Genomic DNA, 20970 nt, shown 5'->3' on the forward strand with positions numbered 1-20970 from the left:
TTTCCCTCTCCCGCCTGCGGGAGAGGGAGGGAGCCGCCGCCAGGCGGCGGAAGGGTGAGGGTGTATGGGGCGAATGCGACCCTTTCCTTCGCCCGTCTCACCTTCACCCCAGCCCTCTCCCGCCTGCGGGAGAGGGAGAGGGAGACACCGATGCCGCTCTACCTCGACGGCAAGCAGGCGATGCTCCGCGACACCGCTCGAGAGTTCGTCGCCCAACACACTCCCGTTTGCCGACTGAAGCCGTCTAGATTCAGTTTTTATCACGGGAGCGTATATGCTCACTTCCCACCACATGCAGCGATAAGCGGGAGCTGGCATCCCGCCAAACTTCCCCTCGGGTCATCCCGTCTGCGGAACGACATCGGTGCCTCGTGCATTCCCAAGGGCGCAAGTTCCAGAAGGAAGTCCGACGATGTCCGATACGCCCGAAACCACCAGCCTGCTCGTCACCGCCCGCGTCGACGGGCTCAAGGTGCGCAGCCGTGATGGCGATTCGCTGGGGCAGGTCCAGGCGTTCATGGTCGAAAAGGGCAGCGGGCGCACGCTCTATGCCGTGCTCAGCCTCGGCGGGTTCCTCGGCATGGGCAAGAGCTACTACCCCCTGCCCTTCGAGCTAATCTCCTATGACCCGACCGGCGACGATTATGTCGTCACGATCGACCGCCGCGTGCTCGAGGGCGGCCCGAGCTGGGCGAGCAACGCGCCGGAATTCACCCAGGCCTATGCCGATCGGGTGTCGAACTATTACGGCCTTTCCGCCGCGCGGGTGGACCGCGTGCCGCTGGATTGAGCGCTCGGCACCGCGGCTAAGAAAAGAGCGTATCCTCCCCCGCCGGGGGGGGTGGCAGGCCGAAGGCCTGACGGAGGGGGAGGAAGCACGTCGGCCCGAGAGGTTCTGGCATCCGCCCCTCCGTCGCCTTCGGCGCCACCTCCCCCTGGCGGGGGAGGATACGGTTTTGACCGCTCCTCCCGCTTAAACTCCCCTCCCGCTTGCGGGAGGAGGGTGGGGGAGGGGTGAGTCAGGGTAGCAGGGGCTGCCGCATCAGAAGCGCCTCTTCTGAAAAAGGATGCGACGTCCGGCCATCCTTCGTCGGATCGCCTGCGAACCTCACACACCCTCCCCTAACCCCTCCCGCAAGCGGGAGGGAGATTTGCGGGGCTCACCCTCTGCGCAGGCGCTTGGCGATCCCCTCCGCGCCCACCCGCCGCGCTACCCGCTTGGCCAGCGACACGCCGCCATCGAACCCCGCCAGCGCCGCGACCAGCGCTCGGTTCGCCAGCGTCGGCCGCAACAGCAGCAGGTCGACGCACGCCACACCGCCGCTCGCCATCTGACGCTTGTGCTGCCCCTCGCCCTCGGTGAAGTCGAACCAGGCGAAGCGGCCTTCCGCGAACAGGTCGCGCAGCGCCGCAAGCTGCAGCATCGCGCCGGGCGACAGCGCCGCGAAGTCGGGGTCGTGTCCGACATGGGCGTAGACGAGCGTGTCTCCCACCGCCGGGCAGCAGAGATAGGCCACCGGCCGATCCTCCAGCAGCAGCAGCCAGGCTCGGACCGCGTCGGCCGCCGCGAGCCTCTGCAGGTCCGCCAGATCGTCCGGCAGTCCGGCACCCAGCAGCCGCTCCTGATAGGTCCGGGCCGACAGCGCGCGGGCCAGCGGGTGGAAGTCGGCCATTTCCGCTCGCGTGCGATAGCAGCGCACCTCGCCGCCGAGCCGCTTGGCCTTGCGCTTCAACCCCTGCCGGGTGTTCGCTGAGAGCCGGGAGAACCACGCGTCGAACCCTAGCGACAGGTCGACATAGAAGCGCGTGTAGCGCTGGCGCACAAATCCCAGCATCCCGCCACCCAGTAGCGCCGCGCATTGTACCTCGGGCAGCGAGGTCACCAAATAGCCCTCCGCCTCGGCCGGGAGCGGCGGTAGCGCAGGGCAGTCCCCCGCTCGCACCTCGGCCAGCGTCAGCGGCACCCGCACGAGCCGCCGCCGCACCGACGCCAGCGTCCGCGCGCCGACCATGAAGCGCAGCGCCACCGTCTGCGCTTCGCTCACCCCGCCCGCTCCTCGACGAGATTGGACCAGAGCTGCTCGGCTTGGCGCAGCCGCGTGCGCAATATGCTCGGGGCGAGGGGCTGGTCGTCCCGGTCGAGCGCGAGCGCGGGCCGATCGGCGAAATGCGCGGTCGGCAGCACATCGCGCCGCGCCGCGAGCATGGCGCACAGCGCCTCGAAGCGGCGGACATGCACGGCATTGGGCCGGGTGCCCGCGCGGTTGGCGAGCTCGAAGCCATGGCTGACGATCGTCACCGCGGCGTGGCGCGCGGCCACCGCATGGTCGAGCGCGGCGCGCATCTCGCGGGCCGACAGCGCGCAGATCTGGAAATGGCGCAGCTGCGGGCCTGCATCGATCAGCGTCACCGGCACTTCGGTCACGCCCTGGTGCCGCACCGGCGCGATCCGGCGCGGCGACAGGCCGATGCCGCTCGGCCAGGGATGTTCGGAGCCGTTATGACTCGAATCATAGGCGAAGCCCTCGGCCGCCAGCGCGGCGAGCGTCGCATCGTTCGCCGAATAGCTGCCACCGCGGAACGCGATCGGCGGCGGTGCGCCCGCCTCGATCAGCAGCGCGCGGGCCTGGCGGATCAGCGCGCGCTGCTCGTCGGCGCCATAGTCGACGAGGTCAAACCGCGCCGGCATATTGGCGCGATCCGCCGCGCTTGCGCCGGTCCAGTTGGGGTGAAGGTGCAACTGCACCTCCTGCCCCGCCGCGCGGATCGCCCGCACCACCGCCGCGATCGGCGCGAGGCCGTGGACCAGCGCCGGCATCGGATCGACGAAGAAGCAGGCCTTGAGTCCGTGCGCCGCCAGCCGCTCGAGCTGCCAGCCCACACCCACGCCCGCCGGCTCGAACGAGCGCGCCGCCATCTCCGCCAGATCGAGCCCGGCGACGTGGTGGCGCCACATCAGCTCGGTATCGATCGTCAGGAAGACTTGGGTGGGCATGCAGGCGCGTCTCGCAAGCGCCCCGGAGACGGGGACCATCGCCCCCGTCCTACCCCCGCCCGCGTGAACAAATGGCAAAGCGCGACGGGCATTGGCAGCCCTGGCCCTGGTCCACTTGCCGATCACGTCGCGGAGATAGAGGCTGAGGGGCCGCAACGGCCTCCCGCGGCAGTATCCCTATCGCGAGTGATAGAAGTCGTACACCTGCTGCGCCACGCCCGCCGAGACGCCGGGCGCCTTCTGCAGATCCTCCAGGCTGGCGTTGCGCACCGCCCGCGCGGTGCCGAAGTGCATCAGCAGCGCCTTTTTCCGCGCCGGGCCGATGCCGGGCACCTCGTCGAGCGGGCTGGCGCCGATCGCCTTGGCGCGCTTGTCACGGTGCGCGCCGATGACGAAGCGGTGGACCTCGTCGCGCAGCCGCTGGAGGTAGAAGAGCAAAGGCGCGTTGACCGGCAGCATCCGTTCGCTGCCGTCCATCAGGTGGAACACCTCGCGACCATCGCGGCCATGGTGCGGGCCCTTGGCGACGCCGACCATGCAGACATCCTCGATGCCCATCTCCTCCAGCACCGCCTTGGCGGCGTTGAGCTGGCCGCGGCCGCCGTCGAGCAGCACCAGGTCCGGCCAGTCGCCCTGGCTGCGATCGGGATCCTCGTCCTGCGCACGCGCGAAGCGGCGGCTCAGCACCTCGCGCATCATCCCGTAATCGTCGCCCGCAATCGTCTCCGGGCGCTTGATGTTGAACTTGCGATACTGGCTTTTGCGGAAGCCCTCGGGGCCAGCGACGATCATCGCGCCTACCGCATTGGTGCCCTGGATATGACTGTTGTCGTAGACCTCGATACGGTTGGGCGGCTCGGGCAGGTCGAACAGGTCGGCCATTTCGCGGAGCAGCTTGGCCTGGGTCGTGCTCTCGGCGAGGCGGCGGTCGAGCGCCTCCTCGGCGTTGCGCTTGGCCTGGTCGAGCAGGCGGCGGCGGGTGCCGCGCTGGGGAACCGAGAGCGCCACCTTGTGCCCGGCGCGCTCGCTCATCGCCTCCGCGAGCAGCTCGGCCTCGGGCAACTCGCGATCGACGAACACGTTCCGCGCCGGCGGCACCTCCTCGTAGAACTGCATCAGGAAGGCGGCGAGCACCTCGTCATCGGGGACGTCCTGGGTATGGCTGGGGAAGAAGCTGCGATGGCCCCAATTCTGGCCGCCGCGGATGAAGAAGGCCTCGATGCCGATCACGCCGGACTTGCACGCCAGCGCGAAGATGTCGGCATCACCGACGCCCTCCGCGTTGATCGCCTGGCTACCCTGGATGAAGGTGAGCGCCTTCAGCCGGTCGCGCAGGATCGCGGCCAGCTCGAAATCGAGATTCTCCGCCGCGGCCTGCATCTGCTCGCCCAGCTTGGCCTGGACCTTGGTCGACTTGCCCTGGAGGAAGTCGCGCGCGTCGTTGACCAGCTCGGCATAGCCGTCCTGGTCGATCCGGCCGACGCAAGGCGCCGAGCAGCGCCGGATCTGGTAAAGCAGGCACGGCCGGTCGCGGCTGGCGAAGAAGCCGTCGGTGCAGCTGCGCAGCAGGAACAGCTTCTGCAGCGCGTTGAGCGTCTTGCGCACCTGCCCCGCGCCGGCGAATGGCCCGAAATAATCACCCTTGGCGCGCCGCGCGCCGCGATGGAGCTGGACGCGGGCGAAATCATGGTCCTGCCGCAGCAGGATGAACGGGAACGACTTATCGTCGCGCAGCAGGACATTGTAGGGCGGCCGGTAGCGCTTGATCAGCTGTGCCTCAAGCAGCAGCGCCTCGGCCTCGTTGTTGGTCGTGACGATCGTCATCGAGCGGGTCTGCGCGACCATACGCTGGAGCCGCTTCGACAGGCGGTTGACCTGGGTGTAGTTGGTCACCCGGTTCTTCAGCGCGCGCGCCTTGCCAACATACAGCACGTCGCCGCGGGCATCCTGCATGCGGTAGACGCCGGGACGGATCGGCAGCGTCTGCAGCACGTTGCGGATCGCGGCAACGCCGGCCTCGAGGTCCGGCGTCTCCGCGCCACGAACCGCGAAGGTGGCCTTTTCCTCGTTGAATCGATCGGGGGAATTGGGGTCGTTCATTGCCGCCGATGTAGGGGTGCCGGGCTCGCCTTGCCACTAAATCTCCCCTCCCGCTTGCGGGAGGGGTCGGGGGAGGGACTGACGTGGAGGTTCTATCCTACCCGGCGTACCGAGCGACTACGCCATCCCCTCCCCTAGCCCCTCCCGCAAGCGGGAGGGGAACGCAGCCCAAAAGCGAAGCCTATTGCGCCCCCGCCTCGTTCTCCAACTGGTCCACCTGCGCCTCGATCCGCCGCATCGTCTCGTCCGCACGGACCTTCACGTCCGTCGCGCGGGTGTGATCGTTCGCCGCGTGGCGCAGCGCCACCACGGCCACAAACGCAGCGAGCGCCAGTGCCACCAGGGCACCGGCGCTCAGCCAACGATAGGATTTATGTTCCGCCATCCCCGCCCCTTAGCACGGGCGGCGTGGCAGGCCAGCTCAGTTGAGCCGGCCCAGCCCGGCAATGGTCTTGTCGACCAGCGCCTTGTCGGCTTCAGCGCCGTGCTTCTCCGCGATCACCGCGGCAGCGGCGGTCGTGGCGGCATCGGCGGCCTTGGCGCGGATCGCCTGGATCGCGGTGCGCTCGGCGGCCGCAATCTTGTCTTCCGCCATGCGGGTGCGGCGGGCGATCAGCTCGGCCGCATCGGCCTCTGCCTTGGCCTGCATCGCAGCCGCCTCGGCCTGGGCGTTGGCGACCACCGCCTTGGCATCCGCGTCGGCCGACGCGGTGCGGGCCTTGGCCTCGGCGAGCATCGCCTCGGCTTCCGCGCGCAGCTTCGACGCTTCGTCGAGCTGGGTGCGGATCTTGGAAATCTGCTTGTCGAGCATGGCGCCGATCATGCTCGGCACCTTCTTGACGAGGATGATCAGGACCACCGCCAGCATCGACAGCGCGACGAAACCCGGCGCGGTGATGCCGAACACGGCCGGCTCATGATGAAGTTCCACGGTACCGACCTCGGCGTTCAGGGAATGAGCTTGTTCAGCCATGGGCAAGCGCCGCCTTCACCTTCTGTTCGACGCTGGCGCGGTCGACCGCAACGCCCGACACGCGGGCGATGATTGCCTCGACGGCCTCGACGGTCGCCGCTTCGATCTCGCCGATCGCCGCCTGCTCGCGCTCGGCGATCGTGCGGGTCGCGTCGGCCAGCCGCGCTTCATCGGCTGCATGCGCGGCCTTGAGCTTGGCTTCGGCGGCGGTCGCCGCCTGCGCCTTGGCGCCGGCGGTCACCCGCAGCGCCTCGGCACGGGCAGCTTCCAGCCCCGCCTGATAGGCCTCGTCCGCAGCCTTGGCGGCGTCGCGCGCCGCCTCGGCTGCCGCGAGGTCGCCGCTGATGCGGGCGGAGCGATCTTCCATCGTCCGCTCGATCTTCGGGACCATCGCCTTGCCGATCCCGAAGTAGATCAGGGCAAATACGATCGCGAGCCAGAAGACCTGCGAGGCGTAGATCTCCGAGATCTGATCTAACTGGGGCATCGGCCGAGGCCTCCGTTCTGCTTACTTGACGACGAAGAGGATCAGGATCGCGACGACGAACGCGATCAGGCCCAGCAGTTCCGACGCGGCGAAACCGATGAACAGGCGGCCCTGCTGGCCGTCAGCCGCGCCCGGGTTGCGCAGCGCGCCTTCGAGGAACGAACCGAACACGTTGCCCACGCCGAGCGCGGCGAGGCCGATACCGATCGCAGCCAGGCCGGCACCGATGTACATTGCACCCAGATCAGTCATTTCTAGCTCCCTAGATAATTCGGTAAAAACGATAATTCGAAACGGAACGACTTAGTGCAGGTGCACCGCGTCGTGGAGATACAGCGAGGTCAGCAGCGCGAACACATAGGCCTGGATCGCGCAGACCAGCAGCTCGAGCGCGCTGACGCCGACGATCATCGCGAAGCTCAGCACGCCGACCACGCCGCCCAGCGGCGTGCCGCTGCTCAGGCCCTGGACGACGAAGCTGCCGAACACTTCGAGCAGGATGTGCCCGGCGGTCATCGCGACGAACAGTCGCAAGCCCAGCGAGAACGGGCGCACCAGGAACGAGATCAGCTCGACCGGCACGATGACGGGCATCAGCCACACCGGCGCGCCGTGCGGCACGAACAGCGAGAAGAACTTGAAGCCGTGCTTGATCAGGCCGACCGCGAGGACGATGCCGAACGAGAAGAAGGCGAGCACCGCGGTGACGGTGATGTGGCTGGTCACCGCGAAGGTGTGCAGCCCCGGCAGCACCGCCAGCGGCAGCACGCCGACCAGGTTGGCGAACAGGATGAAGAAGAACAGCGAGAAGATGTACGGCGCGAACTTCTTGCCGCCCTTGCCGATGTTCACGGCGACCATCGAGTCGATGAACCCGACCGCGCCTTCCACCATCAGCTGCCACTTACCCGGGATCAGCTTGCGCTGCAGGCCGCCCACCATGAAGACGAACAGCAGCGCGGCGACCACGAACATGAACAGCGCCGAGTTGGTGAAGGAGATGTCATAGCCGAACAGGTCGATATGCCGGCCCAGTACGGGCTCGACCTTGAACTGCTCCATCGGATCGATTTTGCCGGCGCTCACTCTGCGCGCTCCTTCGAAATCTTGTAGATGTTGCGAAACGCCACGATCACGCTGAGCGCCAGCAGGATCAAGAGCCCCCAGGGGCTCGTTCCCAGCCAGCGATCCAGCGCGAAGCCGATCACCCCGCCGCCCAGCGGTGCGCCGATCAGTTCGGCGAGCACCCGCGAGCCCTGCTTATAGCCCTTTTCGGGCTTGCGCACCGGCGTCTGACCCTCGCGCACCGCCGCCTTCGCATCGGCGATGCGACGGTCGAGGTCGGAACGGATAGGGTCGTCAGACAAAGCGAGCACGGCGATCCAGATATGAAAAAGCCGCCACGCATCGGGCGGGCGACAAACAGCATCGCCAGCCGATGGCCGCGACGTGATGGCGCTTTAGGAAGACCAATCGACCGAGTCAACCGTTGCAGCATCCTGCGCTTCATTGCCGATTCATGCGCGGGCGCCGCCTTCGCAACCGCAGAAATCCGCCAATTACCTCCGTTGCGGTGCAACAGGTCGGCGTTCCAGGGGCCCATGCGCGTCCTATTCGTTCCGGCGGATTGCAGGGCATCCGCCGCACCTGCATAGTCGCAGGGATGTCCGACGAGGGTCCCGACAACAGCGGCCACCGCGCGCGCCTGCGCAAACGCCTGTTCGAAGGCGGGCCGGAGGCGCTGCTCGATCACGAGCTGGTCGAATATCTGCTGGCGCTCACCATCCCGCGCAAGGACACCAAGCCGCTCGCCAAGACGCTGCTCAAGGAGTTCGGCGGCCTGCCCGGGCTGCTCGCCGCTGATGCCGAGGCGATGCTGCGGATCGACGGCATCAAGGACACCCAGATCGCCGCGCTCAAGGCGGTGCACGCCGCGGCGCTGCGGCTGCTCCAGGCACGCGTGCGCGAACAGCCGGTGCTGGCCAACTGGCAGGCGCTGCTCGACTATCTGCGCGCCGACATGGCGCCGCACGCGATCGAGCGGGTGCGCGTGCTCCACCTCAACACCCGCAACATGCTGATCCGCGACGAGCTGATGAACGAAGGCTCGATCGACGAGGCGCCGCTCTATGTCCGCCAGGTGATCGCCCGCGCGCTGCATCTGGGCTCGGCGGCGCTGATCCTGGTCCACAACCACCCCTCGGGCGACCCGAGCCCGAGCCGCGCCGACATCGACGTGACGCGCAAGGTGGCCGAGGCGGGCAAGCCGCTCGGCATCGTGGTGCACGACCACATCATCATCGGCAGCGAAGGCCATGCGAGCCTGCGGGCGAAGGGGCTGATGTAGGGGCACGGGGAAGGCAGCCCACCCTCCCCGCCAGGGAGAGGCAACGCATATGGATGAGGTCGCGCTCGCCCCAACTTACGCCGTCATTCCCGCGAAGGCGGGAATCCATTTGCCAGGACGCTCGCGGAAAGAACCGAAACTTCAGCGCCAATGGATCCCCGCCTTCGCGGGGATGACAGCGTGGAATTGCCATTTGCGACCGCCCTCCCCCTGGCGGGGGAGGATAGGCAAAGGCGCCCTTACTTCTTCCGCTTGAAGTCCACCGACACGACGTTCGAGCCGTCCTCGGCGGGCTTGGCCACCGGACCGTCGCCGTCATTCTCGGCGTCGTCATGCTCGTGCGGCTCGGGGCCGTCAGGGCCTTCGGTCGCCTGGAAGCGCAGCTCGAAATTCACCGCCGGATCGTGGAAGCCGGTGATCGCCGCGAACGGGATCGTCAGAATCGACGGGATCTGGTTGAAGCTGAGCCCCACCGAGAATTTCCGGTCGTCCACCGTCAGGTCCCAGTAGCGGTGCTGGAGGACGATGGTCATCTCGTCCGGGAACCGCTCCATCAGCCGCTGCGGGATGTCGACCCCTGGCGCCTGCGTCTTGAAGGTGATGTAGAAATGATGCGCGCCCGGCAGGCCGCCCGACTGCGCCACCGATCCGAGCACACGGCCCACCACGGCGCGCAGGGCTTCCTGCACGATCTCGTCATACGGAATCAAACTATCGGGCACGGTGCCGTTCATGCTCCCTTGGGTAGCGGCTGAAATGTTGGGGTCAAGATTGCATGCGTCGCTATCGGCGTTATGTGCACGGCCATGCGCACCGCGACCATCAGTCGGAAGACCAGCGAAACCTCGATCGACGTCACCGTCAACCTCGACGGCACCGGCGCCTATACCATCAGCACGGGCATCGGATTCTTCGATCACATGCTCGAGCAGCTGAGCCGTCACTCGCTGATCGACATGGACATCAAGACCGTGGGCGACCTCCATATCGACCAGCACCACACGGTGGAGGACACCGGGCTCGCGATCGGCGAGGCCATCGCAAAGGCGCTGGGCGACAAGAAGGGCATCCGCCGCTACGCCGACGCGCTGTCGCCGATGGACGAGACGCTGACCCGCGTCGCGATCGACATTTCCGGCCGCCCCTATCTCGTGTGGAAGACCGAGTTTTCGCAAAAGAAGCTCGGCGAGATGGACACCGAAATGTTCGAGCACTGGTTCCACAGCTTCGCCCAGACCGCGGGGCTGACGCTGCACGTCGAGACGCTGTACGGGAGCAACAACCATCATATCGCCGAAGCCGCGTTCAAGGGCCTCGCCCGCGCGCTGCGCGAGGCGGTGGAGATCGATCCGCGCAAGGCGGATGCCATCCCGTCGACCAAGGGAGTGCTGTGATGATCCTCGTGCTGCTGACCTACAAGGTGGACATTTCCGAGGTCGACGCGCTGCGTCCGGCGCACGTCGACTGGCTCAAGCAGGGCGTGGCCGACGGCCGGCTGTTGGTCGCCGGCCGCAAGGTGCCGGTGACCGGCGGCTTCTTCATGGCACGCGGGTCGCTCGAAGAAGTGCAGGCCTGGGCCGCGGGCGATCCCTTCGCTACCGCGGGTGCTGCCGAATATGAATTCGTCGAAGTCGCCCCGAGCATCCTCGCGCCGGGGCTGGAAGCGCTCGGCCAGTGAGCGTCGCGCTGATCGATTACGGCGCGGGCAACCTCCACTCGGTGCACAATGCGCTGAAGGCGGCAGGCGCTGCCGACATTGCGGTGACCGCGGACCCGGCGGTGGTGCGGGGTGCGGACCGCGTGGTGCTGCCCGGGGTCGGCGCGTTCGGCGCCTGCGCCGCGGGGCTGCGCGCGCTGCCGGGCATGATCGAGGCGCTGGAGACGCGGGTGCTGCGCGACGCGGTGCCGTTCCTCGGCGTTTGCGTCGGCATGCAGCTGCTGGCGACGACGGGGGAAGAGCTCGGCAGCCATGCCGGGCTCGGCTGGATTCCCGGCACGGTGCGCCAGCTGCCCGCGAGCCCCGAGCTGCGCGTGCCGCACATGGGCTGGAACGACGTGGTCCCCACCGTCGACCACCCGCTGATCGAGCGCGGCGAGGCCTATTTCCTTCACAGCTTCGCCTTCGACGGCGATGCGGTGCTGGCCACCACCGAACATGGCGGCCCGGTGACCGCCGCGATCGGCCGCGACAATATCGTCGGCCTGCAGTTCCACCCGGAAAAGAGCCAGCGCTACGGCATCGCGCTGCTGGAGCGATTTTTGGCGTGGAAGCCTTGAGCTGCACGCTCTCGACTTTCTCTCCCCTCCCGCTTGCGGGAGGGGTCGGGGGAGGGACTGACGTGGCAGTAGTGCTGCGAGGTTCCATCCCCTCCCCTAGCCCCTCCCGCAAGCGGGAGGGGAACGCGTACGGCAAGCCGACATGGACGACCCAATGACCCTGCACATCTTCCCCGCCATCGATCTCAAGGCCGGCCAGGTCGTTCGCCTGGCCGAAGGCGACATGGCGCGCGCCACCGTCTATGGCGACGACCCCGCCGCCCAGGCCGCGCTGTTCGCTGAGGCCGGTGCCGAGTGGCTGCACGTCGTCGACCTCGATGGCGCCTTCGCGGGCGAATCGGTCAACGGCCTCGCCGTCGCCAACATCCTCGCGAAGACCCCTGCCAAGGTGCAGCTCGGCGGCGGCATCCGGAACCACGAATCGATTGCGCGCTGGCTCGACATGGGCGTGACCCGCGTCGTGATCGGCACCGCCGCGCTGGAGAACCCCGAGCTCGTCCGCGAAGCCGCCCGCGCGCATCCCGGCCAGATCGTCGTGGCGGTGGACGCCCGCGACGGTATGGTCGCGACGCATGGCTGGGCCGATGTGTCGGACGTGAGCGTGGTCGATCTCGCTCGCCGCTTCGAGGATGCCGGCGTCGCCGCGCTCCTGTTCACCGATGTCGGCCGCGACGGGCTGCTCAAGGGCTGCAATGTCGAGGCGACCGTGGCGCTCGCTCGCGCCGTGTCGATCCCGGTGATCGCCAGCGGCGGCGTGACCGACATCCACGACATCCATGCGCTGCGTGGCCACGTGAGCGACGGCATCGAGGGCGTGATCTCGGGCCGCGCGCTCTATGACGGCCGGCTCGACCTCGCCGAGGCGATCGAGGCCGGGCGATGACCGTCCGCGCCCGCGTCATCCCCTGCCTCGACGTGGCGAACGGCCGCGTCGTCAAGGGCGTCAACTTCGTCGAGCTGCGCGACGCCGGCGATCCGGTCGAGCAGGCCCGCGCCTATGACGCGGCGGGCGCCGACGAGCTCTGCTTCCTCGACATCACCGCCAGCCACGAGGCACGCGGCACGATCCTCGACGTGGTGCGCCGCACCGCCGAGGTCTGCTTCATGCCGCTCACCGTCGGCGGCGGGGTGCGCAGCGTCGAGGATGCCCGCGCGCTGCTGCTGGCCGGCGCGGACAAGGTCGCGGTGAACAGCGCGGCGGTGTCGCGTCCGCAAGTGGTCGCCGAGATCGCCGACCGCATGGGCAGCCAGTGCGTCGTCGCCTCGGTCGACGCGCGGCGGACCGGCGACGGCCGCTGGGAGGTATTCACCCATGGCGGCCGCCGCGAAACCGGGATCGACGCGGTCGAACACGCGCTGCGCCTCGCCGAACTGGGCGCGGGCGAGCTGCTCGTCACCTCGATGGACCGCGACGGCACCCGCGACGGCTATGACCTCGAGCTCATCCGCACCATCGCCGACCAGGTGACGGTGCCGGTGGTCGCCTCGGGCGGCGTCGGCGGGCTGGACGATCTGGTGGCGGGCATCCGCGACGGCCATGCCTCGGCGGTGCTGGCGGCCTCGATCTTCCACTTCGGCCAGGCGACCATCGCCGAGGCGCATGCCGCGTTAGCGGCGGCTGGGATTCCGGTTCGGGGGTAGGTGGGTCTCAGGTCAGTTTAAGCCCCATTCGCGGACATTCCCATCTATGAGTAGTTAACGCGTGGGGAGCTTCTGGCGATAATGAACCGACTAATCCGATGGATGGATCGCGATTGGGAGCAGCGGCGCTATTTGCCGCTGCTCGCCATTGGCCAAAAGTTAATCTGGGTAGCGCCGATGCTCATCGCTATCTTGCTCATCAGTTTGGCGGAAGCCTTGGGCGTCGCTGCTTCGGGGCCGATTACGATGGCGATCCTGATCGTTGGGATAGTTGCCTCGCTGGTGATGTTCGGTTTCTCGATGTTTTGTTGGTTTGTTGGCTACGGTCGAACCGACTGGCAGGATGCGCAGGCGAAGCGTCGAGGATAGCTCGGTCATACTTGAATTTCGCGAATCGCAGCTAACCACTCACTTGCAGCCATCCCCATCCCTTCAGCGCGATGAGAAGCGCGGTTCGCCGACCTAAACCGCCGTCGGCCGGCTCAGCACATACCACGCACACCCCAGCATCGCCGCCGCCACGCCGACCGCCAGCCAGGGCCCCGGCCGCGCGCCCCAGGCGAACAGGCCGTAGCCGAGCGCCATGCCCGCACACGCCATCGCCTTGCCCTTGCGCGGGATCGCGCCCTGCTCGCGCCACGCCACCAGCGTCGGGCCGAATCGCGGATGGTCGAGCAGCCACGCCTCCAGCCGCGGCGAGGAGCGGGCGAAGCAGCCGGCGGCGAGGATCAGGAAGATCGTCGTCGGCATCAGCGGCAGCAGCGCACCGATGAAGCCAAGCGCGACGAACACGAAGCCCAGCACCAGCCACAAGGGCCGGGACAACCGCCCCTGCCCTGCCCCCGATTCGCGTTCCTGCACCATCGTCATCCTGCCCCGTTGCCGCGAATCGCTCGCAGCTACCATAAGGGAAGCCCCGCAATCCCGCGCCTCAGGATTGACAGCGCCGCACGGCTCCCGCAGCCGGAGACCATGGCCGACCTTCTCGACACGCTCGAACAGACGATCCGCGACCGCCGCCTGGGCGATCCTTCGACCAGCTATGTCGCCAAGCTCATCGCCCGCGGTCGCGCCAAGATCGCGCAGAAGCTGGGCGAGGAAGCCACCGAAGCAGTGATCGCCGCGATCCAGGACGATCGCGCGGAGCTGGTGAAGGAATCGGCGGACCTGCTCTTCCACCTGCTCGTGCTGCTCGCGGACATGGGGCTGAGCCTCGACGACGTCCGCGCCGAGCTGGCGCGGCGCGAGGGCATGTCCGGCATTGCCGAAAAGGCGGCGCGGGGGGCGTGAACCCGGCGGCCCTTCGATCCTCCCCAGAATGGGGAGGGGGACCGCCGCCGCAGGCGGTGGTGGAGGGGGGCCTCCGCACCGGACTCGCTTGCCGCACGCCCCCTCCACCATTCGCTGCGCGAATGGTCCCCTCCCCGTTCCGGGGAGGATCTAAATTACGGAGCCACCAATGCCGATCGACGCCACCAAACCGTATGACGACCAGAACATCTTCGCCAGGATCCTGCGCGGGGAAATCCCGGCGAAGACGGTCTATGAGGACGAGCACGCCCTCGCTTTCCACGACATCGCGCCCCAGGCACCGCATCATATTCTGGTGATCCCCAAGGGCGCCTATGTCAGCTGGGACGATTTCTCGGCGCGCGCTTCCGACGCCGAGATCGCCGGGTTCGTCCGTGCTGTCGGCAAGGCCGCCCGCGAAGCGGGGTTCGTCGAACCCGGCTATCGCCTGCTCGCCAACACCGGCCTTCACGCCGGTCAGGAAGTGCCTCACCTGCACGTCCATATCTTCGCAGGCCAGCCGCTCGGGCCGATGCTCGCGCGGTAATTGCGCCGAAGCGCAACATTGTTTCACGTCGGCACGCCGTAAGGGATTGCGCGGGCCGCGTTTGGGGCTAGGCTCGCGCCTTTACCAATTGGGGGCGGCGCGACGCTCGCCGCATATGGGGATCACGCAATGATATTCGGGCGCGTAAAGCCTCTCGATGCCATTCTCGCTACAGCCGAAAAGAAATCGCTCCACCGCTCGCTGGGCGCCTTCCAGCTGACCATGCTCGGCATCGGCGCGGTGATCGGCACCGGCATCTTCGTGCTGACCGCCGAGGCGGCACAAAAGGCCGGGCCGGGCATGATGATCTCGTTCGTCATCGCCGGTTTCGTCTGCGCCGTCGCGGCGCTCTGCTATGCCGAAATGGCGGCGATGGTGCCGGTCTCCGGTTCCGCCTACACCTACAGCTATGCGGTGATGGGCGAGCTGGTCGCCTGGATGGTCGGCTGGGCGCTGATCCTCGAATATGCCATTGCGGCGGGGGCGGTATCGGTCGGCTGGTCCGGCTATATGATGGGCTTCATCCAGAACAATTTCGGCATCGTCGTCCCGCTGCAGCTGATCCGGGGGCCGTTCGACGGCGGCATGATCAACCTGCCGGCGATGGCGGTCGCCGCGATCGTCACCGCGCTGCTGGTGAAGGGCACCAAGGAGAGCGCCACGGTCAACGCGGTGCTGGTCGGCATCAAGATCCTCGCGCTGGCGATGTTCGTGATCGTGACGATCCCGGTGCTCAAGACCGGCCAGTTCACCCCCTTCGCGCCGCTCGGCTTCGCCGGCATCTCGGGCGCCGCCGCTTCGATCTTCTTCGCCTATGTCGGCTTCGACGCGGTGTCGACCGCCGCCGAGGAGACCAAGAACCCGCAGCGCAACATGCCGATCGGCCTGATCGGCAGCCTGGCGATCTGCACCATCTTCTACATGCTCGTCGCCGCCGGTGTGATCGGCACCGTCGGCGCGCAGCCGGTCCATGGCCCGGCAGGCGAAGTGCTGTCGCCGGGCACGCCCGCGCTGTCGCAGGCCTGTTCGGCGCTCACCGAGCAGGTGGTGGTCTGCTCGAAGGAAGCGCTGGCCTGGACGCTGCGCTCGATCGGCCATCCCTTCCTCGGCTGGCTGGTGGGTGCCGCGGCGATCATCGCGCTGCCCTCGGTCATCCTGATGATGATGTTCGGCCAGACCCGCATCTTCTTCGTGATGAGCCGCGACGGCCTGCTGCCCGCCTTCTTCTCGCGCGTGCACCCGAAGTTCCACACGCCGCACGTCATCACCATCCTGACCGGCATCTTCGTGTCGCTGTTCGCCGCCTTCTTCCCTGTCGGCCTGCTGGCGGACGTGTCGAACTCGGGCACGCTGTTCGCCTTCGCTGCGGTGTCGATCGCGGTGATCGTGCTGCGCAAGACCGATCCGAACCGCCACCGCCCGTTCCGCACCCCGGCGATCATGGTGACTGCCCCGATCGCGATCGCGGGCTGCCTCTATCTGTTCGTCAGCCTCTCCGGCCCGACGATCATGCTGTTCTTCGGCTGGGCCGCGGTGGGCCTGGTCGTCTATTACGCCTATAGCCGCTCGCGCAGCCATGTCGGCCGCGGGCTGGTCGACGTGCCCGAAGCGGATGCCGACGCCCCGCCCCAGCCGGTCCCGCCGATCGGGGACGCGCACACGCCGGGCTACAAGGACGCCTGATCCCGCGGATCGCCGTCCACAAAAAGAAAGGGCCGGAGGAACGATCCTCCGGCCCTTCTTCTTTGGGTCGCTTGTCGCGGTCAGCCGATCTTGGCGGCGGCGAGCGCCTTCAGGTCCTTCTCGGCGCGGGCGCCGTAATGCTGGATGATCTCCGCCGCGCAGATCGCGCCGAGCTGGAGCGATTCCTTCAGCCCCTTGCCCTGCGCCTGGCCATGGAGGAAGCCGGCAGCGAACATGTCGCCCGCACCCGTGGTGTCGACCAGCGCGCTGATCGGTTCGGCGGGAACTTCGATCCGCTCGTCGCCCTGGAGCGCCATCGCCCCCTTCTCGCTGCGGGTGACGACGAGTAGCGGCACCTTGCCATGGATGTGCTGCACCGCCGCCTCGAAATCCTCATGCGCGCACAGGGCGAGCAGCTCGGCCTCGTTGGCGAACAGGATGTCGATCAGGCCGTCCTCGATCAGCTTGCGGAAATCGTCGCCATGGCGCGAGATGCAGAACACGTCGGACAGGGTGAAGGCGACCTTGCGGCCGGCGGCGCGGGCAATCTCGATCGCCTTGCGCATCGCGGCGCGCGGCTCTTCCGGATCCCACAGATAGCCTTCGAGATAGAGGATCGCGCCGTTCGCGATCAGCTGCTCGTCGAGCGCGCTGGCGGGCAGGAACTGCGAAGCGCCGAGGAAGGTGTTCATCGTGCGCTGGCCGTCCGGCGTCACGAAGATCAGGCAGCGCGCCGAGGTCGGCTGGCCGGGGCGCACCGCGGTATCGAAATGGACGCCCGCCGCGCGGATGTCGTGCGCGAAAACGGCACCGATCTGGTCGTCGGCAACCTGGCCGATGAACGCCGCCTTGCCGCCGAGTGCGGCGATCCCCGCGACAGTGTTTGCTGCCGAACCACCGGACACCTCGCGGCCGGGGCCCATCTTGGCGTAGAGCGCGTCGGCCTCTTCGGGCGAGAACATCAGCTGCATCGAGCCCTTGGGCACGCCGATCGATTCAATGAAGGCGTCGTCGGCCTGGGCGAGGATGTCGACGATGGCATTGCCGATCGCGACCACGTCGTAGCTGGGGTTGGTCAAGGTTCAGGGCTCCAATTGTAATGGGCGTCGCCCTAGAGAGAGGCAGATACAAGTGCAACCAAGGGAAAACCGTTTGAACGCTGTCCGTATCGCCAAGTCCTCGGTGCCTTTTTCGGCGCTGCTGCTCGCCGCCTGTTCGGGCACGGTGCCGACGGCGCGGCCGGCGGGTCCGCTGCCGGTGCCGGGCCGGATGCCGGTGCCCGAGCAGCCGGCGAACCTCGCGCCGATCCGCGGGCTCACCGCGCCGCAGCTGCTCGCGCGCTTCGGCCAGCCGCGGCTCGACGTGACCGAGGGCAAGGGGCGTAAGCTGCAGTTCGTTGGGCCGATCTGCGTGCTCGACGCCTATCTCTATCCGCCCGAGCATGGCGGCGGCGCGGCCGCGGTGACGTGGGTAGACGCCCGCCAGCGCAACGGCAGCCCGCTCGACCAGGCGAGCTGCGTCGCGGCGCTGAGCAAGCGGCGCTAGCACCCCTCCCGCTTGCGGGAGGGGCTGGGGGAGGGACTGACGTGGAAGAAGCGGGAAATCGTCTCAGCCCCTCCCCCGTCCCCTCCCGCAAGCGGAAGGGGAGCGCAAGTCGCAGAGGCTGCGTATCCTACGGCAGCAGGATCGTGGACCCCGTGGTCTGCCCGCCCTCGATAGCGCGGTGTGCCTCCGCCGCTTCCCGGATCGCGAAGCGCTGACCGATCTCCGGCTTCACCACGCCCTTTTCCAGCATCTCGAACAGCCGCGCCGCACCCGCTGCGCGTTCCTCCGGCGTGACGTAATAGTCGAACAGCTTGGGCCGGGTGACGAACAGCGAGCCATGCTGGTTGAGCGTGTTGAGCTTCACGCCCTCCACCGCACCGCTGGCGCTACCATAGCTGATGATCAGCCCGCGCCGCGCCGCCGATCCCAGCGACGCTTCCCAGGTCGCCTTGCCGATACCGTCGAACACCACCGGCACGCCTTCGCCGCCGGTGATCTCGCGCACCCGCGCGGCGACATCCTCTTGCCCGCGCGACAGCAGCACATGGTCGCAGCCGACCGCCTTCGCCTTCTCGACCTTGGCTTCATGGCCGACCGTGCCGATCACCGTCGCGCCGATGCCCTTCAGCCAGCCGACCGCGATCTACCCGACGCCGCCAGCGGCGCTGTGCACCAGCACGGTCCAGCCCGGCTGCACCTTGGCGGCGCGCTCGACCATGAACTCCACCGTGCAGCCCTTGAGCAGCACCGCGGCGGCGATTTCGCTGGTGATCTCCTCGGGCAGCTTGAACAGCGTCTCTGCCTTGAGGTTGCGCGCCGTGGCATAGGAGCCGAGCGCCGGCCCGAAGGTCGCCGCGCGGTCGCCGACCGCGAAGCCGGTCACCCCCTCGCCCACCGCCTCGATCACGCCCGCGCCTTCCACGCCGATGCCCGAGGGCAGCTGCGCCGGATAGACGCCGGTGCGGTGATACACGTCGATGAAGTTGAGCCCCGCGGCCTCCGTGCGCAACCGCACCTCGCCGGGGCCGGGTTCCGGCAGGTCGACCTCGACCCATTGCAGGACTTCGGGGCCGCCGGTCTGCTCGAAGCGAATCATCTGTTCCATGGAAACTCCGTCTCTCAATGCACCGGCCATACGGCCATGATCAGCGGCGTGCCTATCAGCAGCACCAGCAACGACAAGGGGGCGCCCAGCCGCGCATAGTCCCCGAACTTGTAGCCGCCCGGTCCCATCACCAGCGTGTTGCACTGGTGGCCAATCGGCGTGAGGAAGTCGCACCCGGCGCCTACCGCCGTCGCCATCAGGAACGCCTCGGGCCGGTAGCCGAGCTCGCCCGCGAAGGTCGCGGCGATCGGCGCCATCACCAGCACGGTCGCGGCATTGTTGAGGAAGGGCGTCACCGCCATCGCCGCCGCCAGGATCAGCGCCACCGCGCCCCAGGGTGGCAAGGTCGCGGCGAGATGGCCGAGCTGGTCGCCGATGATCTTGCTGGCGCCCGTGGTGCGCAGCGAATCGCTGACCGGGATCAGCGCGCCGAGCATCACCAGGATCGGCCATTCGATATGCTCGTACGCCTCGCGCACCGGCAGCGCACCGAGCAGGATGGTGAGCCCCGCCGCCGCGAAGAACGCGACCGCGACGGGGACATAGCCGGTCGCCGTCGCCGCCATTGCCACCGCGAGGATGGCGAGCGGCAACAGCCCCTTGCGCGCGCTGCCCAGCCGCAGCTCGCGCTGCGCGAGCGGCAGGCAGCCGAGCTCGCCCAGCCGCTCGAAGAGCAGGTCCAACGGGCCCTGCAGCACGATCACGTCGCCCGCGCGCAGCTCGATATCGCCGAGCCGGGCGGAGAGCCGCTCGCCTTGGCGCGACACGGCGATCAGGTTCACCCCGAAGCGCTCGTGCAGGCCCAGCCGGCCGGCGGTGCGGCCGATCAGCGCGGAGTCGGTGCCGATCACCGCTTCGATCACGCCCACTTCGCTGGTGTTGCCGTCGGGTTGGGGGCGGTCCTGCCCCTCCAGCACCAGCGCGTCGGTGGCGATCACACGTTCGAGATCGTCGGGCGCGCCGGCGAGGATCAGCACGTCCTCGGCGCGAAGCTTGTTGTCCGGGAACGGCGTGCTGCGGATGCCGCCCCGCAGGATGGTGGTCACCGCCACGGCGTGATCATGCCGCTCGCGGAACTCGGCGACCGTCTCGCCCACCGCTTCCGATCCCTCGGGCACCGCGGCTTCGGTGACATAATCCTCGATGTCCATCGCCTCGCCCAGCGTCGGCGCGGCGCGACGGTCGCGCGGGATCAGCCGATAGGCGAAGCGCAGGAAGACCAGGCCGACCAGCGTCAGCCCCAGGCCCACCGGCGCATAGTCGAACATGCCGAAGGGCTTGCCGGTCATCTCCTCGCGCACCCGGCTGACGATGATGTTGGGCGAGGTGCCGATCAGCGTGATCAGCCCGCCGAGCAGCGAGGCGAACGACATCGGCATCAGGAAGGTGGCGGGCGAAGCCTTGGAGCGCTTGGCCATCTGGAAGGCCACCGGCATCATCATCGCCAGCGCGCCGATATTCTTGACCAGCGCCGAGGCGAAGCCAACGCTGGCGCTGAGCAGCAGCAATTGCGAGCGCACCCGCGTGACGCGGCGCTGGAGCAGCAGCATCGCCCGCTCGATCACGCCCGAGCGCTGGACGGCGGCGGAAAGGACGAGGGCGGAGGCGACGATGATCACGATGTCGTCGGAAAAGCCGGTGAACGCCTCCTTCGGCTTCACCACGCCCACCGCCAGCGCCGCGAGCAGCGCCAGCACCGCGACCATGTCGTAGCGCAGCTTTCCCCAGACGAAGAGCAGCATCATGCCGGCAAGCACGACGAGCGACAGGATCTGGGGTGTGGTCAAGCGTACCTCGCGGAAGGGGTGCGAGGAAGCTAACGCCGGTGCGGGAGGTTGGGTCCGGCCCTGTATCAATCCTCCCCTGCAAGGGGAGGTGGCAGACCGAAGGCCTGACGGAGGGGTGTCCCCGCTGGCGAGGATTCCCGCCACTGCCAGCCGGGACACCCCTCCACCGCCTTGCAGGCCATCCCCCTCCCCC

General features: G+C 68.1%; 25 protein-coding genes and 1 pseudogene. 12 read left to right on the forward strand and 14 right to left on the reverse strand.

Annotation, left to right across the window (positions count from 1 at the left end):
• The first annotated feature begins 412 nt into the window (after nt 1–412).
• Nucleotides 413–790, forward strand: coding sequence for a PRC-barrel domain-containing protein (locus QZ670_RS17210; RefSeq protein WP_294257567.1), 378 nt, complete (start codon nt 413–415; stop codon nt 788–790).
• Between the two features lie 370 nt (nt 791–1160).
• Here QZ670_RS17210 and QZ670_RS17215 read toward each other — a convergent pair whose 3' ends face one another.
• The 9 genes from QZ670_RS17215 to QZ670_RS17255 all read right to left on the reverse strand — a co-directional run bounded on the left by QZ670_RS17215 (nt 1161) and on the right by QZ670_RS17255 (nt 7922).
• Nucleotides 1161–2045 carry a GNAT family N-acetyltransferase gene (locus QZ670_RS17215; RefSeq protein ID WP_294257569.1) on the reverse strand — a complete coding sequence of 295 codons (885 nt, stop codon included), beginning with the start codon at nt 2043–2045 and terminating at the stop codon, nt 1161–1163.
• On the reverse strand, nt 2042–2995 hold the full coding sequence (locus tag QZ670_RS17220; RefSeq protein ID WP_294257571.1) for a polysaccharide deacetylase: 954 nt from the start codon (nt 2993–2995) through the stop codon (nt 2042–2044). The genes QZ670_RS17215 and QZ670_RS17220 overlap by 4 nt, the downstream gene beginning before the upstream one ends.
• A gap of 177 nt (nt 2996–3172) precedes the next feature.
• The gene (gene uvrC, locus QZ670_RS17225; protein ID WP_294257573.1) at nt 3173–5095 is read right to left on the reverse strand and encodes an excinuclease ABC subunit UvrC; all 1923 of its coding nucleotides are present in this window, start codon (nt 5093–5095) and stop codon (nt 3173–3175) included.
• Nucleotides 5096–5276: 181 nt separating this feature from the next.
• Nucleotides 5277–5480 (reverse strand): hypothetical protein, encoded by a 204-nt coding sequence (locus QZ670_RS17230; RefSeq protein WP_294257575.1) that lies wholly within the window; start codon nt 5478–5480, stop codon nt 5277–5279.
• 36 nt (nt 5481–5516) lie between these two features.
• Nucleotides 5517–6068, reverse strand: a complete 552-nt coding sequence (locus tag QZ670_RS17235) for a hypothetical protein (RefSeq protein WP_294257577.1) — start codon at nt 6066–6068, stop codon at nt 5517–5519.
• Nucleotides 6061–6555, reverse strand: a complete 495-nt coding sequence (locus QZ670_RS17240) for an ATPase (protein ID WP_294257579.1) — start codon at nt 6553–6555, stop codon at nt 6061–6063. Before QZ670_RS17240 ends, QZ670_RS17235 begins: the two co-directional genes overlap by 8 nt.
• Before the next feature lie 21 nt (nt 6556–6576).
• Nucleotides 6577–6789, reverse strand: a complete 213-nt coding sequence (locus QZ670_RS17245; RefSeq protein ID WP_010544368.1) for a F0F1 ATP synthase subunit C — start codon at nt 6787–6789, stop codon at nt 6577–6579.
• Nucleotides 6790–6858: 69 nt separating this feature from the next.
• On the reverse strand, nt 6859–7617 hold the full coding sequence (locus tag QZ670_RS17250; protein ID WP_294257975.1) for a F0F1 ATP synthase subunit A: 759 nt from the start codon (nt 7615–7617) through the stop codon (nt 6859–6861).
• Nucleotides 7618–7637: 20 nt separating this feature from the next.
• Nucleotides 7638–7922 (reverse strand): AtpZ/AtpI family protein, encoded by a 285-nt coding sequence (locus tag QZ670_RS17255; RefSeq protein WP_294257581.1) that lies wholly within the window; start codon nt 7920–7922, stop codon nt 7638–7640.
• A 296-nt stretch (nt 7923–8218) separates the two neighbouring features.
• Here QZ670_RS17255 and radC point away from each other — a divergent pair, with 296 nt between their 5' ends.
• Complete coding sequence (radC, locus tag QZ670_RS17260; RefSeq protein WP_294257602.1) at nt 8219–8902, forward strand: DNA repair protein RadC; 684 nt, start codon at nt 8219–8221, stop codon at nt 8900–8902.
• A 239-nt stretch (nt 8903–9141) separates the two neighbouring features.
• Here the strand turns inward: radC and QZ670_RS17265 are convergent, their stop codons facing one another.
• Nucleotides 9142–9636 carry a ClpXP protease specificity-enhancing factor SspB gene (locus QZ670_RS17265; RefSeq protein ID WP_121074169.1) on the reverse strand — a complete coding sequence of 165 codons (495 nt, stop codon included), beginning with the start codon at nt 9634–9636 and terminating at the stop codon, nt 9142–9144.
• 72 nt (nt 9637–9708) lie between these two features.
• Between QZ670_RS17265 and hisB the strand changes: the two genes are divergently transcribed.
• The 6 genes from hisB (at nt 9709) to QZ670_RS17295 (ending at nt 13189) form a co-directional block, all read left to right on the forward strand.
• The gene (hisB, locus tag QZ670_RS17270) at nt 9709–10296 is read left to right on the forward strand and encodes an imidazoleglycerol-phosphate dehydratase HisB (protein ID WP_294257615.1); all 588 of its coding nucleotides are present in this window, start codon (nt 9709–9711) and stop codon (nt 10294–10296) included.
• Nucleotides 10296–10580, forward strand: coding sequence for a YciI family protein (locus tag QZ670_RS17275; protein ID WP_294257618.1), 285 nt, complete (start codon nt 10296–10298; stop codon nt 10578–10580). The genes hisB and QZ670_RS17275 overlap by 1 nt, the downstream gene beginning before the upstream one ends.
• Nucleotides 10577–11179, forward strand: a complete 603-nt coding sequence (gene hisH, locus QZ670_RS17280) for an imidazole glycerol phosphate synthase subunit HisH (protein ID WP_294257621.1) — start codon at nt 10577–10579, stop codon at nt 11177–11179. The genes QZ670_RS17275 and hisH overlap by 4 nt, the downstream gene beginning before the upstream one ends.
• Before the next feature lie 154 nt (nt 11180–11333).
• Complete coding sequence (hisA, locus tag QZ670_RS17285; RefSeq protein ID WP_294257977.1) at nt 11334–12062, forward strand: 1-(5-phosphoribosyl)-5-[(5-phosphoribosylamino)methylideneamino]imidazole-4-carboxamide isomerase; 729 nt, start codon at nt 11334–11336, stop codon at nt 12060–12062.
• On the forward strand, nt 12059–12820 hold the full coding sequence (gene hisF / locus QZ670_RS17290; protein WP_294257623.1) for an imidazole glycerol phosphate synthase subunit HisF: 762 nt from the start codon (nt 12059–12061) through the stop codon (nt 12818–12820). The genes hisA and hisF overlap by 4 nt, the downstream gene beginning before the upstream one ends.
• A gap of 102 nt (nt 12821–12922) precedes the next feature.
• Nucleotides 12923–13189 carry a hypothetical protein gene (locus tag QZ670_RS17295; protein ID WP_294257624.1) on the forward strand — a complete coding sequence of 89 codons (267 nt, stop codon included), beginning with the start codon at nt 12923–12925 and terminating at the stop codon, nt 13187–13189.
• Between the two features lie 93 nt (nt 13190–13282).
• Here the strand turns inward: QZ670_RS17295 and QZ670_RS17300 are convergent, their stop codons facing one another.
• Nucleotides 13283–13690, reverse strand: a complete 408-nt coding sequence (locus QZ670_RS17300) for a YbaN family protein (RefSeq protein WP_294257627.1) — start codon at nt 13688–13690, stop codon at nt 13283–13285.
• Nucleotides 13691–13792: 102 nt separating this feature from the next.
• Between QZ670_RS17300 and QZ670_RS17305 the strand changes: the two genes are divergently transcribed.
• The 3 genes from QZ670_RS17305 (at nt 13793) to QZ670_RS17315 (ending at nt 16340) form a co-directional block, all read left to right on the forward strand.
• Complete coding sequence (locus QZ670_RS17305; RefSeq protein WP_294257630.1) at nt 13793–14110, forward strand: phosphoribosyl-ATP diphosphatase; 318 nt, start codon at nt 13793–13795, stop codon at nt 14108–14110.
• 169 nt (nt 14111–14279) lie between these two features.
• Nucleotides 14280–14657 carry a histidine triad nucleotide-binding protein gene (locus tag QZ670_RS17310; protein ID WP_294257633.1) on the forward strand — a complete coding sequence of 126 codons (378 nt, stop codon included), beginning with the start codon at nt 14280–14282 and terminating at the stop codon, nt 14655–14657.
• Nucleotides 14658–14786: 129 nt separating this feature from the next.
• Nucleotides 14787–16340, forward strand: coding sequence for an amino acid permease (locus tag QZ670_RS17315; RefSeq protein ID WP_294257636.1), 1554 nt, complete (start codon nt 14787–14789; stop codon nt 16338–16340).
• 80 nt (nt 16341–16420) lie between these two features.
• Here QZ670_RS17315 and QZ670_RS17320 read toward each other — a convergent pair whose 3' ends face one another.
• Entirely contained in the window at nt 16421–17419 is a 999-nt protein-coding gene (locus QZ670_RS17320) for an adenosine kinase (protein ID WP_294257638.1), read from the reverse strand.
• 73 nt (nt 17420–17492) lie between these two features.
• Here QZ670_RS17320 and QZ670_RS17325 point away from each other — a divergent pair, with 73 nt between their 5' ends.
• On the forward strand, nt 17493–17885 hold the full coding sequence (locus tag QZ670_RS17325; protein ID WP_294257640.1) for a hypothetical protein: 393 nt from the start codon (nt 17493–17495) through the stop codon (nt 17883–17885).
• A 127-nt stretch (nt 17886–18012) separates the two neighbouring features.
• Here the strand turns inward: QZ670_RS17325 and QZ670_RS17330 are convergent.
• A pseudogene (locus QZ670_RS17330) lies at nt 18013–18990 on the reverse strand (quinone oxidoreductase).
• A 14-nt stretch (nt 18991–19004) separates the two neighbouring features.
• Nucleotides 19005–20777, reverse strand: a complete 1773-nt coding sequence (locus tag QZ670_RS17335; protein WP_294257642.1) for an SLC13 family permease — start codon at nt 20775–20777, stop codon at nt 19005–19007.
• Nucleotides 20778–20970 lie beyond the last annotated feature (193 nt).

It is taken from the genome of uncultured Sphingomonas sp. (assembly GCF_913774285.1).
Classification (GTDB): Bacteria; Pseudomonadota; Alphaproteobacteria; order Sphingomonadales; family Sphingomonadaceae; genus Sphingomonas.